Source organism: Vibrio sp. 10N.247.310.98 (assembly GCF_041467395.1).
Lineage (GTDB): Bacteria > Pseudomonadota > Gammaproteobacteria > Enterobacterales > Vibrionaceae > Vibrio > Vibrio crassostreae_C.
The window spans coordinates 82,613-98,101 of record NZ_JBFSUL010000014.1; the positions used below are offsets into that span (position 1 = coordinate 82,613).

Genomic DNA, 15,489 nt, shown 5'->3' on the forward strand with positions numbered 1-15,489 from the left:
TAATTAGGAAGTCACTAGCAACGAGATGGCTTAAACAATATAAGTAAAATGAAAAGCAAAACGCCAAGTTCTTATGAGCTTGGCGTTTTTATGTTTGAATCGCTTTAGTTTTTCGAAAAGAAGATCTCTGGCTTATGGTTCGGGCCATAGTTGCCTTCTAGTTGGGTAAGTTCTAATCCTTGTTTGCCTATCAAAGAGCCGACCAATTGGCGGTTAAACGGGTAGCTGTCGGGGTTGTTAATATATTCTTCAACATCTATCCATTTAGCTTCTGCAATTTCATCAGTGTCTTGAATCGCAATTTCTTGAGTTTGAGCGATAAGGTGACAAATAAAGTAGAGGTTTGATTTACCGAATTGATACGGGTGTCTTGTCGCCATGCCAACCACAGAAACGAACGTTGCCTCGATACCGGTTTCTTCCAAGGTTTCACGAACCACGGATTCTTCAATGCCTTCACCCAACTCAATATGACCGCCCGGTAATTTGTAGCCCGTCATGCCGTGTTCTTTAATCATCAGCACTTGGTTGTGTTCGTTAGTGATTAACGCGCCAGCACCCAAGGTGTGGGTCGGAATGAAAGGCACAAACTCTACAATCTCGGATTTGTGGATCAGCGTAATCTCGTCTTCTAAGCAGTTGTGAAACACAAAGCCAAGCTCAGTCGCCACCGGAATAAGGTGCGAGAGTGAAATAGGTAAGCTAATCCAAATGATGCCTTTGTTATTCTGCTTTGAAAATTCGGTGATCTCGCTGAGTTCGGCATTGAATGAGTCAACATCGTGAGGGGCTGTTGCTGGGTCAATGATGATGCCGTTAAATTTGTCGAGCGTAAATTCCACGGGTGATCCTTTATTATTTTGATTTATTGGGCGTCGAGCATGGTCTGAGCTTATCGTATCTAAAGAGCTTATAACACCTTGAGAGCAAGGGCTGCAGTGAATCAAAAGTAGGCAATGCAGTTTATGTCGAACGGGTCGGGATAAGTGGAGGGTGTTGCTAGAAACAAAAACTGCGCTTGGAAGCCAAAGCGCAGTTTTAAAATGAGGTTTATTGCAGTTCGATTTTAACGAATATAGTTCGCGTTAATACTCACGTACCAGTGTTGAAGCTTGCCATCAGATTTCTTGATCCACAAATCGTTGGTGTAGCTATCAATCTTGCCGTTAACCGTAAGGTTGAATGTGTTCTCGTCGAATTCGCCAAGCTTCACGAACTGGTCCGTGGTAATCAGGAATGGGTCCATGTCGTCTACACCAACCACATCTGAAATCACATAGTAGTGGTAAGTCAGCGGCTTGCTCGCATCATTCGGGTTGCTGCGATACGCAACAAGCTTGAATGGTTCCGTTAATGGAACGTCGAGCGTTTGCTTGTCCATGGTCGCTGGAATTGGAATAAACAGCCAAGCGGTAAACAGACCGCTCAATAAAACCATCAGGAAGAAAAGAGTCTTAATTGCTTTCATAGCAACCTTCAAAATATGGGGGATGTTAATGGGGCTATGGTAACTAGGGAGAGTAAAGATGCAAGCTCTGTTATTACCCTATCTTATCACAGCTTAATCTAGCGCAAAGAAAGCGGTTCGGTTAACTCGAAATGTAAACACGAGTGCTTAACTCTTGATTATGGCTTAAGAGAATTCGTTATTTGAACCAATCTTGGTTTTTAACCAGTCTCTCGAAACAAGGCGAAGAACTGTCGCGAAATGACCTATATAGATAAAATTCAGTACGATAAGAATAGCGCATGAATATTTTTTGAGCGTTTTCTTATGCATTTAAATCCACGGTTAAGTGGCGAATACCATTCTTATGTCGATCACTCATTTCGTATCGATTGTTCACTTGGCTCCAATCCATTTGGCGCACCAGAAATTCCTGAACATGTGATCAAAGATATTATCTACGGTATTGATAAGTACTATTGCCACAGGGAGCTTTCGGAGCTGACTTATCTGACTCGCCAGTTTATTGGGATTGAAGATTGTCGTATTACGTACACCACGGGCTCTCTTGGGGCGCTAGAACTTATCTTCAATAAACTTATCGATCACAACAATCGCACCATGATAGGCATTGGCCCTCAGTTTGTTGAAGCAGTATCAGAGTTCACTTTGGTGGGCGGGAAGTACCAGTCCATCAACATGTTTGATTATCAAAACGAGTCGGATCTGTTCGGTGTGTTGGCATCAAAAATAAGCAGTCAAAATCCTGCCTTGGTGTATATCGATAATCCCAACAACCCAACGGGTCGAATCTACGACAGAGCTTATCTGGTCGAGATAGCGAGAGTATGTGAGCGTTCTGGCGCTATTTTGATTGTCGACGAGGCATATGGTGAATACCTGACCCCTGAGCAGTCTATGCTCGATCAGACCTTAGTCTTGGACAACTTAATAGTTTTACGAACCTTTTCTAAAGGTTTAGGGCTCGCTGGGATTCGACTCGGTTACTTAGCCAGCAGTGAAAACCTGACTTCTGCAATCGAAGCTGCGGTGAGTGTGTTTACGCCGACTTACCCCTCAATAAAAATCGCATCGGCGACCTTACCCAATGCAAAACACTTCTTAGAAATGAACCGCAGCAAAACTGAATACTTTAAGCAGCAAATGATCGGCTTGTTGTCTGAGAACAATATTGAGGTGGTTGGCACGTCAATATCGACGCCCATTATGTTGTTGAAAAAGAGAGGAACTCACCTTTCAAAGCTATTTGAGAGTATCGGTATTAAGACATGTTCGGGTGTCGATTTTGCTATTACGTGCGACGCGATGACTGAAGAGTATGTTCGATTACGAATTGTTGGCAATGATATAGATTTAGAAGCGTTAAAGCAGCGTATTAAGCAGTTATAAAAGCAACCGTTATAAAATCAGTAGGCATAAAAAAGCCCGCACCTTGCGTTTACAAAGTGCGGGCTAAATTCATCTGGCTACTTGTTTAAGTAAGCAGCGTGGAACTCAATGTGTTCATCAATAAAGCTAGAGATGAAGTAGTAGCTGTGGTCGTAACCAGGCTGCATACGTAGATCTAAATCGGCATTGGTTACCTTAGCGGCTTCGACTAATTTCTCAGGTTTAAGCTGTTCAATCAGGAAGTTATCGGCTTCACCTTGGTCGACCAACATTGGCAGTTTAGTGCCTTTGGTTTTTAGAAGCTCAGAGGCATCGTAGTGTTTCCACTCTTCAATATCCAAGCCTAGGTATTGGTTGAAGGCTTTTTGTCCCCAAGGGCATTGCATTGGGTTGGTGATTGGGCTGAATGCAGAGATAGAACGGTAGCTATCTTCGTTTTTAATGCCAATCGTTAGGGCACCATGTCCGCCCATGCTGTGACCAGAAATCGATTTTACGGATGTAACAGGGAAGAACGACTCAATTAATGCAGGGAGCTCTGTTACCACGTAATCGTACATGTGGTAATGGCTGTCCCATGGCGCTTGAGTGGCATTCACATAGAAGCCTGCACCTTGGCCGAGATCGTAATTTTCATCGTCGGCAACACCTTCGCCACGTGGGCTAGTGTCTGGTGCAACAATCGCGATGCCTTGCTCAGCCGCGGCTTTGAAAGCGCCGGCTTTTTGCATGAAGTTTTCATCGGTACAGGTTAAGCCTGACAACCAATACAAAACAGGAACTGGGTTTTCTTTGCTTGCGTTAGGTGGCAAGAAAATCGCAAAACGCATGTTGCAGTCAAGCGTTGCAGAAAAGTGGGTGTATTGTTTGTGCCAACCACCAGCAACCTTTGCTTGGCTAATGTTTTCGATTGTCATCTATTGTGCTCCGTTAGGTTGATGGTTTGGGAGTAAATTTGTCTATATTACATAAAGTTTCACCACCCACCGGGCAGGAGGTGGTGAAGACAGTTTGTTGCTATTCATTTGTAGCTGTGGCCTCGATGCTCGAAAGAATCGAGGCCAAGATGTGTTACTTATCCATGTGTAGAACAGTACGGATAGATTCACCTTTGTGCATTAGGTCGAATGCTTCGTTTACGTCTTGCAGACCCATTGTGTGAGTGATGAACTCTTGAAGGCCAAACTCACCCGCCATGTAACGGTTTACGATTTCTGGAAGCTCAGAGCGGCCTTTAACACCACCGAAAGCAGAGCCACGCCATACACGACCAGTCACTAGTTGGAATGGACGAGTTGCGATCTCTTGGCCTGCACCCGCAACACCAATGATGACAGATTCGCCCCAACCTTTGTGACAGCACTCAAGTGCTTGACGCATCACGTTTACGTTACCGATACACTCGAAAGAGTACTCAACACCACCGTCTGTCATCTCAACGATAACGTCTTGGATTGGCTTGTCGAATTTAGTTGGGTTGATGCAGTCAGTCGCGCCAAGCTGTTTTGCTAGCTCGAATTTGCTCTCGTTGATATCAACACCGATGATGCGGTCAGCACCAGCCATGCGAGCACCAATGATTGCAGAAAGACCGATACCACCGAGGCCGAATACAGCAACGTTGTCGCCTTTTTCAACTTTAGCTGTGTTAAGTACCGCGCCCATACCCGTAGTTACACCACAACCTAGAAGACAAACTTCTTCAAGTGGTGCTTCTTTGCTTACTTTCGCTAGAGATATTTCTGGAAGTACTGTGTACTCAGAGAAAGTCGAGCAACCCATGTAATGGAAAATTGTTTCGCCATTGATAGAGAAGCGGCTTGTACCGTCTGGCATTAGGCCTTTACCTTGCGTTTCACGAACGGCTTGGCATAGGTTAGTTTTACCAGATTTACAGAACTTACATTCGCCACATTCTGCTGTGTAAAGTGGGATAACGTGGTCGCCAATCTCAACACTTGTAACGCCTTCGCCGATCATCTCAACGATACCGCCACCTTCGTGACCAAGAATTGAAGGGAAGATACCTTCTGGATCGTCACCTGATAATGTGAATGCGTCAGTGTGACAAACACCAGTAGCAACGATGCGAACTAGAACCTCACCAGCTTTAGGAAGTTGTACATCAACTTCTTCCATTTTTAGTGGCTCGCCAGCTGCCCATGCAACCATTGCTTTTGATTTGATATGCGTTTGACCAGGTTTAATTTCGATTGTCATTGGATGTTTCCTATATGTCAGTACAGCGGATAACTGTGCAATTAAATTCAACCCGTTAAGCGTAGTTGAGCTTAATTGTTTCCGCTCTCTCGTTTTGTTGGAGCTAGTATAGGTGTGAGTGCATGTTTTGATAATCCCCTTAAATAGAAAATGATTATTACGTACTTGTAATAATAGAGCATTTAGGTTCCTCGTGTTAACCGAAAGTCACACTTAAGAATTTTTAAGGTACGTCATAATAATTGCTTACTGAAAATCACATGAATTGGAAATAAAACTACAATATTCTGAGCGCCGTATTTAATGTTGTGGACTCATACATGCTTTTATCTCTTCCGCCTCCAGTGATGCTGTCACTTGCCATCGTGCTTGAAGTTGTCGCGACTTCTTTATTGCCTAAAACGCAGCAATTTACTTCCCTTCCTGCGACCGCCGCAGTACTCGTCGGTTATGGCTTTGCTTTTTATCTGTTGTCTCTCACGGTTCAAACCATGTCTTTGGGTGTGGCGTATGCGATTTGGTGTGGCGCAGGGATAGTGTTGGTCGCGGCGTTGTCTTGGTTGGTCTACGGGCAAAAGCTAGACATCTACGCGATCATTGGCATCGCTTTGATTCTGTCTGGTGTGGTGGTCATTAACCTGTTTTCAACGTCGGTGAGTCACTAAGAGTCTATTTCCTACTTCTGAAGGAACAAACTAATTGGAATCTAGAGTAGTTAGCCTTCAACTTAAGGTATTGAATATAATATAGTAATTCCAATAAATGCATTTTGTGCATGTATTTTATGAAAACAGCTCACTTTACTCATAGATTGGTCGGTTTAGTATAGCCAGCAGAAACCAATGATTATAAATAATCATAGATATTATCTGTTTATCAATAACTTAGGGGGTCATTATGACTATTCCGACAACCGATATGATGGAAGCTTGGACGGGATTTCAAGCTGGCGACTGGCAAACATCCGTTAATGCACGTGATTTTATTCAGCGAAACTACACCCCTTATGAAGGCGATGAGTCTTTTCTTGCGGACGTGTCGGAGTCGACGACACAGCTATGGGAGTCGGTGCTAGAAGGTATTAAAGAAGAAAGCCGCACTCATGCCCCTGTCGATTTTGATACTGATATCGTTTCCACTATCACCTCACACGATGCCGGTTACATTGTAAAAAACCTCGAAAAAATCGTGGGTCTACAAACCGATAAACCACTGAAACGCGGCATCATCGCCAATGGTGGTATTCGAATGGTGAAAACGTCGTGCGAAGTGTACGGTCGTGAATTAGAGCCACAAATCGAAAAGATCTTCACTGAGTACCGCAAAACGCATAACCAAGTAGCGTTCGATCTTTATACCGACGAAATTAAAGCATGTCGCCGTTCTGGTATTATTACTGGTCTGCCGGATGCTTATGGTCGTGGACGCATTATCGGCGACTACCGTCGTCTTGCTTTGTACGGTATCGACTTCCTAAAATTAGACAAAAATGAGCAATTCAAATCGACTCAGAAGATGCTTGAAACGGGTGGTGATTTAGATAAGACATTGCGTCTACGTGAAGAGCTTACTGATCAAATTCGTGCCCTTGATGAAATGCGAGAAATGGGTTTGAAGTACGGCATTGATATGTCTTCTCCTGCTCGTACTGCGCAAGAGGCAATCCAGTTTACCTATTTTGGCTACTTAGCTGCGGTTAAGTCTCAAAATGGTGCTGCGATGTCGCTAGGCCGCACATCAACCTTCCTAGATGTTTACATCGAACGTGACCTTAAACTTGGTCTGATTGATGAAAAACAAGCGCAAGAGTTGATTGACCATTTCATCATGAAGCTTCGTATGGTTCGTTTCCTTCGCACTCCTGAATACGATTCATTGTTCTCTGGCGACCCAATTTGGGCAACAGAAGCAATGGCTGGTATGGGCGTTGATGGTCGTACTCTTGTTAGCAAAACGACTTTCCGCTACTTGCACACATTGCACACGATGGGCCCAGCGCCAGAGCCGAACATGACCGTTCTATGGTCTGAACAACTGCCTATCGCGTTTAAACAATACGCGGCTAAAGTGTCTATCGAAACCTCATCACTTCAGTATGAGAACGATGATCTAATGCGTGCGGATTTTGATAATGACGATTACGCGATTGCGTGTTGTGTGAGCCCACAGGTGGTTGGCCAACATATGCAGTTCTTTGGTGCTCGTGCAAACCTTGCTAAAGCGTTGCTTTACACCATTAACGGTGGTGTTGATGAAAAATCTAACATGCAGGTTGGTCCTCAAGTTGCTCGTATCGAAGATGAAGTTCTCGATTTTGACCGCTTAATGCCTCGCTTTGATGACATGATGGATTGGCTTGCAACGCAATACGTCACTGCGCTGAACGTGATCCATTACTCGCATGACCGTTACAGCTATGAAGCATCGTTAATGGCATTAATGGATCGCGATGTTCATCGCACAATGGCTTGTGGTATTGCAGGGCTGTCGGTTGTTGCTGACTCTTTAGCGGCTATCAAATACGCGAAGGTAACACCAGTACGTAACGAGGATGGCATCGCTGTCGACTTTGAGATTGAAGGCGAATATCCAAAATTTGGCAACAACGATTCACGTGTCGATGATATTGCTTGTGATTTGGTTGAACGTTTTATGAAGAAAATTCAGAAAATGAACACCTACCGTGAAGCGGTTCCTACGCAATCTATCCTTACGATTACTTCAAACGTTGTATATGGTAAAAAAACCGGTAACACACCAGATGGTCGCCGCGCAGGTATGCCATTTGGCCCAGGTGCAAACCCAATGCACGGTCGTGATGAGAAAGGGGCGGTGGCTTCACTTTCTTCAGTTGCCAAACTGCCGTTCGAGTACGCTAAAGATGGTATCTCTTACACCTTCTCTATCGTACCAAATGCACTGGGTAAAGATGACCTAAGCCAAAAAGTGAACCTAGCAGCACTAATGGATGGTTACTTCCACCATGAAGAAAGTGCAGGATCGATTCGTGTTGAGGGTGGGCAACATCTTAACGTGAACGTGCTTAACCGTGACATGTTGTTGGATGCCGTCGAACATCCAGAAAAATACCCACAGTTAACCATCCGAGTCTCGGGTTACGCAGTACGATTCAACTCGCTAACACGTGAGCAGCAACAAGATGTAATTAGCCGTACGTTTACTGCTAAGATCTAACCGTAAACTTCAAGTTATACGGTCCTAAAAAGCGCGAGAATGACATCCGTCTCTCGCGCTTTTTTGTGCGTCGAGTATGGCGGTAATCATGTTGTTGGACGTCGCGTTGTCTTGGCTGGTATATGGGCAAAACCGATATTTACACGGTGATTGGAATTACTTTGATGCTTTTTTTGGGGGGATTCGCTTGTTTTTTATGTCAGAGATCACTAGGAGCTCTAACTTATCTTTGCCCCATTCAGTATATGGAATCCACGTATTTACAAAGTGATTTTGGCAATAAAAGTTAAGATTCGGTCGTATATTCGGCTTCTTATTGAAGGAGCTACCCTCTAGCCTTTGATGTTTTGCGCACCTACTGTCCTTATCGCGCTAGCAGCTTTTTACAGCATGACAGAATGGCCAGGTTCTCAGTAGGTTGGTCTTACCTTTTATGCATCATCATTTTGTAAAATTTAAAAATTTGGTAGTGATTAATGAGTGAGTAATACTGGTTTATATTCAGTCTCATACCGAAGCATTGCCCACGCAGTACGTACCACTTTGTTAGCCAGTGCAATGCAGGCCTTCTTGAAGCCGATACGATCTATGATGCTCCTCAACCAAGCGTCCTTCTGAGTCTTCGGTTTTTCGGGTAGTCGCCCAACGTATGACATTGCGCCAAGATAAAGAAGCGAGCGTAGCTCCTTCACACCACCGCATTTATCGATCCCAATCATAAAAACTTTGCCTCCTGAACTGTGCTGTTTAGGTGTAAGACCAACAAATGCTGAAGCTTGTCTTCCATTCTTGAACTGCTTTCCATCACCAAGAGTTGTATAGAGCATCGCAGCAGTTGTTTCACCAACCCCTTCAATGCCCATTAATCGTTGGCACGGCTCTATCTGACGGGTTAAAGCATTTTTCTCTTTTTCGAATGCGATGAGTTTTGCTTTAAGTTCTTTATATTGCTCCCAAAGCATCGACAGAACGGATACGACATTGGAGGGTATTGGTGTATCGCCATCAAGCACGGTTTGAACCGACGCTTTTAAGCCTTTTTCACCTCTAGGGTTTGCTATCCCGTAGCCCAAAATTGTCCCTCTAATGTGAAGAGCTAGGGAAACAACACTACGAGATAAGAATCTACGGCTAGTTTCTAAAGAATGCATAGCTTGTTGTTCCAATGACTTTGGACGACTGTACTTGATACCAATTTGTATAGCGGCGTTAGCGATGGCGAGAGCATCATTATGATCCGTTTTATGACCTTCTAGGTATCCTTTCACCTTCTTAGGGTTAATGATTCGGACTTCATGCCCAAGTTTTTCTGCTAATTGCCCCCAGTAATGGCAACCGCAACAACCTTCCATGGCGACAATCGAAGGCTTAGCCTTTGCCAAGAACTCTTTCATCTTCTGGCGACTCAGAGGTTTATTGGACATTAGCTCACCATGAATGCTGATATGGCAGGCTTGAAGAACATTTTTTGCTAAGTCGATAGCGATAACATTTTTAGTCAACATATTGGAACCCTCGGTTTTTTCTCACACTCCTAAGTCTAGATTGCTAAGGAGGGAGTGGATTCCATACATCATGTTAGCCTTGCAGTTTATACTTATCTTGGTTGATGCTGTTTTTCTAAACTAAAGTAATGTTATTGCTCACTGAGACCAAACATAACTCTCCATTGAAATGGAGTGATGCAAGATTGGACTTTCCAACACCGTAAGATTATCAGCGTCATCTTTTGCTCCCATAGCAATAACTAACGGCAAATAATGCTCAGAGGTAGGATGTGACTTCGCATAGTGAACAGACTTAACGTGAGGCTGTTTTGCCTCCGCTAAATTGCCTTCAAGAGCGATTTTCCGTGCCCAATTTTGGAATTTGTTTGCATAATCTGCGACGCGCTCGTGACTCATTCGAATGTCATATAAATTGTGCGTCAGGCTACCTGAGCAGATAACCGCAATATTCTGCTTACGCAATTGTTTCAAGGTATTACCGAGCTTTTCTAGTTCATCTGGTGACAGATCAACATTCAGCGACAATTGCACTATTGGCTTGTCTGCATTTGGGCGCAGGTGATACAGCGGTACCCAAACACCGTGATCCCAGCCTCGGTAATTGTCCGCCTTAGTTTCGAAACCATTGTTGGTTAATAAGTCGATGACTTTATTACCAACAATGTGTGAGCCCACAGCAGGATAGTTCAACTCGTACAATTCAGGTGGAAAGCCACCAAAGTCGTGAATGGTTTCTGGTTGGTCGTTGGTGATAACGACATTACCGCGGGCAACCCAATGTGGTGATATCACTAATATAGCTTCCACATCATCAAATTTAGCTACTTGATGGGTTAAATTATCGGTCGCCTGTTGTTGAGCCTCGATGCTTGCGCCTAACGCAAACATCGGAGAACCGTGACCAACGAACATCAGAGGTGCTAGTTTCATACTCCCTCCGGTAAATATTTAAACCAATCCAAGTACGGCCCCTGAGGAATTATGCCAGATGGATTTAGCGCAGTTACCGAGTAATAGCCCGCTTTAATATGATCGACACGAGTGTTTTTCGCAAAGGCTTCGATTTGTAATAAGCGGTCCAAATACGCTGACAACGCAGGGTAGTCAGAGATGGCTTTGATGTTAGTTTTAAATAGGCCATGGTAGGCCACATCAAATCGGATCAAGGTAACGAATAACCGAATGTCGCTTTCGGTTTGTTGGTTGCCAACGGCAAAATCGTTATTCGCAAAATGTGTTTCCAGTTCTTCTAAGCGAGCGAAAATATCAACCATGGCTTCGTCGTAAGCTTTCTGGCTTGAAGCGAATCCTGCGCGATACACGCCATTGTTTAAGCTGTCGTAGATACTGGCATTAAACTCTTCAATTTGTGATTGCAACTCAGTCGGGTACAAATTGATGTTTGAATTATGAATCGGTCTTAAGTCTTCGTTCAAAATATGAAGAATATCAGCAGACTCGTTGTTGATGATTTTGTTATCACCACAATCCCAAAGTACAGGCACAGTCGCTCGACCAGTGTATTGGTCATCAGTCATCGTATAAAGATGGTGAGCGTATTCCACTCCCTCAATGCCACTCTCTGTAGAGCCTACCGTTGAATCAGATTCACCCCCAAATTGCCAACCGAAATCTGTTAGTACTGGGTCTAAGATTTTTACGTCAATTACATCTTCTAAGTTAAACAACGAGCGAGCAATTAATGTGCGTGTTGCCCAAGGACAAATGTAAGCAGCATAGAGTCGCAAACCTTTATCGACTGCTGACTGTGCATCGTCAATGCGATTTGTGAATGCGCTGCTTTGGCGGATGAAGCGGCCTTCACTGTCTTTCTCTTGAACGGGATCCCACTTGCGTTCCCACTTACCATTTACCAACATAATCTTTCCTTATTTCGAAGAGCCCCTTGCGAGCGTACGCCATGGGCGTCTGTTGTTTGTCTAATTTGTTTCGAGTCCAATAGCTTTTATTAAGCGGTTTTGGTTGCACCAAGTAAGCGGTTATCAATGGCAAACTTTCCGCCACCTTGAATGGCTAGCGCTAAAGTGGCAGCGAATAACGCCAAAGCAAACTCGTAACCGTTATTGCTGATAAATAAGCCATGGCTGATGTGAACGCTGAAGATTGCCACTAACATGGCAAATGCATTGACCAGTGCTGCTGGGCGAGTCAAAAGGCCAAATATCAAGGCTAAACCTCCGAAGAATTCTGCACTGCCAGCCATCAATGCCATTAGGTAACCGGGTGCTAGCCCAATGCTTGCCATCCATTGGCCAGTACCTTCAAGTCCATAGCCACCAAACCAGCCAAACAGCTTTTGCGCACCATGTGCAGCCAAAATGATTCCTACCGGAACTCTCAGTACTAGTGCCGCAAAGCCAGCATTGGATTGAATTACTTTGTTAAAAATGTGCTTGTTCATGGTATTTCCCTCAGAGTTGATTTATTCAAGTAAGTCTTAACTTGGGAATAAGATTAATCTTTCTCCTTTAGATGATAAATGGCATTATCATTGAATGATTTCCAATGTATTGTTGGTAATTGACTTATTAAAAGGATTTGTTTAATGGATAGGATTGACACCATGAAGGCGTTTCTCACGGTCTCTAGAGAAGGCAGTTTTACCAAGGCAGCAGAGAAACTGGGAACGTCAAATCAGTTGGTCAGTAAGTACGTATCTCATTTGGAGGAACAACTCGGGGTACGCCTGCTTAACCGCACGACGAGAAAAGTACACCTTACAGAAGCGGGCGAGCGATGTGTGCAACACGTTCAGCACATTTTGGAAAGTATTCAAGACATGGAAGGGAGCATGGGGCAGTTAAAGAATGAGGCGCAAGGTTTACTGCGTATCAGTGCTCCTGTGACTTTTGCTACCAAGCATCTCGCTTCACTTATTCGGGATTTTAAGCAGCTCAATCCGGCTGTGGGTATCGATTTGCAACTCAACGATCGGAAAGTCGATGTGGTTGAGGAGGGCTTTGATTTAGCGTTACGGATCGGGCAATTAAAAAGCTCATCCTTAATTGCAAAGCGTGTTGCTCCGGTTCGGTTGGTTATGTGTGCTTCCCCAGACTATCTTGAACGGCATGGAACGCCAGAGCATCCGGAACAGCTTATTCCAGAGCATCTGCTAAGCTACAGCTACATGGATTACAGTCAATCCGAGTCCCCACTTATGAATGCGCTGAAGCGCTCGTCAAAAGAGGAGAGTTCCGGTATATCCTGCAACAACGGCGATATCCTCGTTGAGTCCGCTATAGCGGGAGAGGGTTATGTTTTTCAACCCACTTTTATCGTGTCTGACGCAGTAAAGAAGGGCCAACTTAACGTTATTCTAAAAGAGTTTGAGCCAGAACCCATGGCGCTATATGCGGTGTATCCGCACCGTAAGCTGATTGCGACTAAGTTGAGTGTTTTTATTGAGTTTCTCAGTGACTATTATGGTGATTTACCGTATTGGGATGATGTTTTTTAAGACTTGAACGGCTCCTGTAGTGGCTAAGTGAACTTGCCCACGTAGTTAGAGGTTTGCAATACCTGAGTTAATCCTTTAAATGCTAATTTAGCAGAATCACTGACTCATAAATGTCCAACTCCGTGCTGACTGGGTAGATCATCGTAAGGCAGACCTGCCCCAGCTAGTTCACTGACAGCGCGCGCGTCGAATGTTAGACGCACTGGCTGAGACATTGCTTGACTAGTGGACTGGCCGAGTAGGCTTGTTTTGGTTGTCGTGTGTACGTTTTTTGAAGACAAAAGCAGAGAGCTTTAACACGCCATAACACAAAAAGGCGGGCACCATGGTCAGCACAGTAAGCTTAACAAATGAGACGCCGAAAACCGCTAACCCAGATAGGTTTCGTTTTCCTTCTTCGAGTGCAAGCTCGGTTGCTGCACTATTTATTGTTCCTGCCCAAGTTGATAGCTCTAGGGTCCACATTACTGCGCAGATGATAAGCGAGATGATTAAGACAATAGCAGAGCGCTGCTTCCAACGATAAACGAGATATTTCATTATACACCTGCCTTAGTGTTGTGTTTCTGTCTCATTTTTCTGCTCACACCTTTTATCCACTGCCAGTGCAGAGCGAGATGGATACCAAGCATTGGCATCACTAGGTTTCCTAGGTCATGATGTAGCTTGGACCAAACAGGCAGTATCTCTACTGGAATACCTAGCTGAGGTAGCAAAGCTTCGGAAACTAAGAATCCGCTGAGTGTTGCCATCAGCATGACCAAGTAGAACAAAGCATCCCAAACCGCATTGAATCGATCTTTAGCAGATTGTTTGTGGATGAAATTTTTTGGAAGAGATACCATCCAGTTCCAATGCAGTAGTAAGTGGATAATCAAAGGAATAATAAACAAAAGGCTCAGCCATTCGTGAGCTGCTACACCTGTTGCTTTGGGGATACAGACTAAGATAAAGCCGATCAGCAATAGGATGTCCATGACATACTGAGTCTTTACCAAACTGTCTTTCCATGTACGGGTTTGCATGATCAATTGCCTGATAGGTTGTTAAGCCATAAAAATTCATGCTTATAAACTATCAAGTTGGCACCTTGATTCAACTGATTTTACAGTCATTTACAGTTAGAAATGCCGCGCGTCTTGATAGCACGGCATTTGTGATCGGCTCCAAATAGATTGAGTATCAAATTAAGCGACTTTTCATGCCTTAAGAATCGGGCTTTTTACCAGTTTATGTCCCGTCCTGAAATGTGTTTACACACTGAGAGGTAGCCTCTCAGTGTTAAGTCAATTCTTAGTAAAATCAAACATGTTTAGAGTTGTTATTTCTCTGTGTGATAGGCTTTTGAGACAGCAAAGCTGTCTTCAAACCAGTTCCAACTCTTTACTTTCCCATCGACGACTTGAACGCGCACAGCCCAACTAAATTTTCCAGTGTCAGCGCCAGTGTTGTTTGCTGTGGCACTCATGGTCCCCATAAAGACGGCTTGATCACCGTTGGCAAAACTATAATCTGTAGTCCAGCTCGTTGTTTTTAATCCAGCACCAAAGCGAGGCAAGAAGGTATTTAAAACTGTTTCTTTAGACTCCCAGTTACCAATCCAAGGAATAGAATCATCTCCTTCATTATGCCAAACAAAATCGTCAGCCATTAGAGTACTTAGCTTTTCCATATCCCCAGATCCAGCAGCCCACAGAAAAGCTTGGGCAACCTCTAGGGTTTTTGCAGATTGTTCTGCCTTAGATTTATCCATGTCTGTTGCGTAACTTGCTTGAATTACTGCGAATAAGCTGAAATATATCACTAAAATTGTTTTTAACATTACGTCTCTCCGTTTAGTTGAACGTAGGATGAAGCAAACGACTCCCTCTGTAAAAGTAGAAGTCGAATAGAGCTGAATCAAATGTATTGAGCTTGATGGTACTGTGGTAGATAAGGGAATTTGGGCAATAGGCTTTGCAATAAAGCTGATCAGTCAAATTTTAAGAGCACAACCGAGCCTAAAATGATTTCTTGTCCAGAAGTGTGCTGACGGGGTATGTGCTTTGAATGAGCGGGACTGGACCGTCCAGTAAGCGACTTTAAGATACCTAAAGTTATCCGTATTTTCCTAATTTAAGTGATTACTCTAAGAAGGTTATGTCCAGAACCTTCATAAGCTGAATTTTCGCCCGTGTGTGATCACCAAGCGATTCTGTCGTACCTTAACTACCAAATGACTTTGTCGTTAG

Annotated in this window: 15 protein-coding genes; 4 read left to right on the top strand and 11 right to left on the bottom strand. The window is 43.9% G+C overall.

Features of this window, described 5'->3' with window-relative positions:
• Positions 1 to 104 precede the first annotated feature (104 nt).
• Entirely contained in the window at positions 105 to 842 is a 738-nt protein-coding gene (locus tag AB6E78_RS08095) for an NUDIX domain-containing protein (protein ID WP_017061630.1), read from the bottom strand.
• Positions 843 to 1,066: 224 nt separating this feature from the next.
• Complete coding sequence (locus tag AB6E78_RS08100; protein ID WP_017061631.1) at positions 1,067 to 1,468, bottom strand: hypothetical protein; 402 nt, start codon at positions 1,466 to 1,468, stop codon at positions 1,067 to 1,069.
• A gap of 306 nt (positions 1,469 to 1,774) precedes the next feature.
• Here AB6E78_RS08100 and AB6E78_RS08105 point away from each other — a divergent pair, with 306 nt between their 5' ends.
• On the top strand, positions 1,775 to 2,857 hold the full coding sequence (locus tag AB6E78_RS08105; protein ID WP_017061632.1) for a pyridoxal phosphate-dependent aminotransferase: 1,083 nt from the start codon (positions 1,775 to 1,777) through the stop codon (positions 2,855 to 2,857).
• Positions 2,858 to 2,934: 77 nt separating this feature from the next.
• Here AB6E78_RS08105 and fghA read toward each other — a convergent pair whose 3' ends face one another.
• Both fghA and AB6E78_RS08115 read right to left on the bottom strand, forming a co-directional pair.
• On the bottom strand, positions 2,935 to 3,774 hold the full coding sequence (fghA, locus tag AB6E78_RS08110) for an S-formylglutathione hydrolase (RefSeq protein ID WP_372132934.1): 840 nt from the start codon (positions 3,772 to 3,774) through the stop codon (positions 2,935 to 2,937).
• 154 nt (positions 3,775 to 3,928) lie between these two features.
• The gene (locus AB6E78_RS08115; protein WP_017064961.1) at positions 3,929 to 5,077 is read right to left on the bottom strand and encodes an S-(hydroxymethyl)glutathione dehydrogenase/class III alcohol dehydrogenase; all 1,149 of its coding nucleotides are present in this window, start codon (positions 5,075 to 5,077) and stop codon (positions 3,929 to 3,931) included.
• Between the two features lie 320 nt (positions 5,078 to 5,397).
• Here AB6E78_RS08115 and AB6E78_RS08120 point away from each other — a divergent pair, with 320 nt between their 5' ends.
• Together AB6E78_RS08120 and pflB are read left to right on the top strand one after the other, a co-directional pair.
• Positions 5,398 to 5,742, top strand: coding sequence for a multidrug efflux SMR transporter (locus AB6E78_RS08120; RefSeq protein ID WP_017061635.1), 345 nt, complete (start codon positions 5,398 to 5,400; stop codon positions 5,740 to 5,742).
• A 232-nt stretch (positions 5,743 to 5,974) separates the two neighbouring features.
• Complete coding sequence (gene pflB, locus AB6E78_RS08125) at positions 5,975 to 8,272, top strand: formate C-acetyltransferase (protein WP_372132931.1); 2,298 nt, start codon at positions 5,975 to 5,977, stop codon at positions 8,270 to 8,272.
• A gap of 473 nt (positions 8,273 to 8,745) precedes the next feature.
• Here the strand turns inward: pflB and AB6E78_RS08130 are convergent, their stop codons facing one another.
• The 4 genes from AB6E78_RS08130 to AB6E78_RS08145 all read right to left on the bottom strand — a co-directional run bounded on the left by AB6E78_RS08130 (position 8,746) and on the right by AB6E78_RS08145 (position 12,202).
• Positions 8,746 to 9,777: an IS110 family transposase gene (locus AB6E78_RS08130; protein ID WP_102398621.1), complete on the bottom strand. Its 1,032-nt coding sequence runs from the start codon at positions 9,775 to 9,777 to the stop codon at positions 8,746 to 8,748.
• Between the two features lie 138 nt (positions 9,778 to 9,915).
• The gene (locus AB6E78_RS08135) at positions 9,916 to 10,710 is read right to left on the bottom strand and encodes a class III extradiol ring-cleavage dioxygenase (RefSeq protein WP_371959803.1); all 795 of its coding nucleotides are present in this window, start codon (positions 10,708 to 10,710) and stop codon (positions 9,916 to 9,918) included.
• Complete coding sequence (locus AB6E78_RS08140; RefSeq protein ID WP_372132929.1) at positions 10,707 to 11,660, bottom strand: glutathione S-transferase family protein; 954 nt, start codon at positions 11,658 to 11,660, stop codon at positions 10,707 to 10,709. Before AB6E78_RS08140 ends, AB6E78_RS08135 begins: the two co-directional genes overlap by 4 nt.
• Before the next feature lie 89 nt (positions 11,661 to 11,749).
• A complete protein-coding gene (locus AB6E78_RS08145) occupies positions 11,750 to 12,202 on the bottom strand; it encodes a DoxX family protein (RefSeq protein ID WP_017037256.1) in 453 nt (150 codons plus the stop codon).
• Between the two features lie 144 nt (positions 12,203 to 12,346).
• Here AB6E78_RS08145 and AB6E78_RS08150 point away from each other — a divergent pair, with 144 nt between their 5' ends.
• Positions 12,347 to 13,258: a LysR family transcriptional regulator gene (locus AB6E78_RS08150; RefSeq protein WP_102320037.1), complete on the top strand. Its 912-nt coding sequence runs from the start codon at positions 12,347 to 12,349 to the stop codon at positions 13,256 to 13,258.
• A 222-nt stretch (positions 13,259 to 13,480) separates the two neighbouring features.
• Here AB6E78_RS08150 and AB6E78_RS08155 read toward each other — a convergent pair whose 3' ends face one another.
• The 3 genes from AB6E78_RS08155 to AB6E78_RS08165 all read right to left on the bottom strand — a co-directional run bounded on the left by AB6E78_RS08155 (position 13,481) and on the right by AB6E78_RS08165 (position 15,080).
• Entirely contained in the window at positions 13,481 to 13,798 is a 318-nt protein-coding gene (locus AB6E78_RS08155; RefSeq protein ID WP_017068659.1) for a hypothetical protein, read from the bottom strand.
• Entirely contained in the window at positions 13,798 to 14,283 is a 486-nt protein-coding gene (locus AB6E78_RS08160; protein WP_372112531.1) for a DUF4405 domain-containing protein, read from the bottom strand. The genes AB6E78_RS08155 and AB6E78_RS08160 overlap by 1 nt, the downstream gene beginning before the upstream one ends.
• A 296-nt stretch (positions 14,284 to 14,579) precedes the next feature.
• The gene (locus AB6E78_RS08165) at positions 14,580 to 15,080 is read right to left on the bottom strand and encodes a nuclear transport factor 2 family protein (protein ID WP_017068657.1); all 501 of its coding nucleotides are present in this window, start codon (positions 15,078 to 15,080) and stop codon (positions 14,580 to 14,582) included.
• Positions 15,081 to 15,489: the final 409 nt, after the last annotated feature.

Bases quoted from the DNA above. Each gene is read 5' to 3' on its own strand.
- AB6E78_RS08100 (WP_017061631.1), bottom strand. From the start codon at position 1,468: ATGAAAGCAATTAAGACTCTTTTCTTCCTGATGGTTTTATTGAGCGGT.
- AB6E78_RS08140 (WP_372132929.1), bottom strand. From the start codon at position 11,660: ATGTTGGTAAATGGTAAGTGGGAACGCAAGTGGGATCCCGTTCAAGAG.
- AB6E78_RS08160 (WP_372112531.1), bottom strand. From the start codon at position 14,283: ATGCAAACCCGTACATGGAAAGACAGTTTGGTAAAGACTCAGTATGTC.
- AB6E78_RS08105 (WP_017061632.1), top strand. From the start codon at position 1,775: ATGCATTTAAATCCACGGTTAAGTGGCGAATACCATTCTTATGTCGAT.
- AB6E78_RS08145 (WP_017037256.1), bottom strand. From the start codon at position 12,202: ATGAACAAGCACATTTTTAACAAAGTAATTCAATCCAATGCTGGCTTT.
- AB6E78_RS08130 (WP_102398621.1), bottom strand. From the start codon at position 9,777: ATGTTGACTAAAAATGTTATCGCTATCGACTTAGCAAAAAATGTTCTT.
- AB6E78_RS08165 (WP_017068657.1), bottom strand. From the start codon at position 15,080: ATGTTAAAAACAATTTTAGTGATATATTTCAGCTTATTCGCAGTAATT.
- AB6E78_RS08115 (WP_017064961.1), bottom strand. From the start codon at position 5,077: ATGACAATCGAAATTAAACCTGGTCAAACGCATATCAAATCAAAAGCA.
- AB6E78_RS08150 (WP_102320037.1), top strand. From the start codon at position 12,347: ATGGATAGGATTGACACCATGAAGGCGTTTCTCACGGTCTCTAGAGAA.
- fghA (WP_372132934.1), bottom strand. From the start codon at position 3,774: ATGACAATCGAAAACATTAGCCAAGCAAAGGTTGCTGGTGGTTGGCAC.
- AB6E78_RS08120 (WP_017061635.1), top strand. From the start codon at position 5,398: ATGCTTTTATCTCTTCCGCCTCCAGTGATGCTGTCACTTGCCATCGTG.
- pflB (WP_372132931.1), top strand. From the start codon at position 5,975: ATGACTATTCCGACAACCGATATGATGGAAGCTTGGACGGGATTTCAA.
- AB6E78_RS08135 (WP_371959803.1), bottom strand. From the start codon at position 10,710: ATGAAACTAGCACCTCTGATGTTCGTTGGTCACGGTTCTCCGATGTTT.
- AB6E78_RS08155 (WP_017068659.1), bottom strand. From the start codon at position 13,798: ATGAAATATCTCGTTTATCGTTGGAAGCAGCGCTCTGCTATTGTCTTA.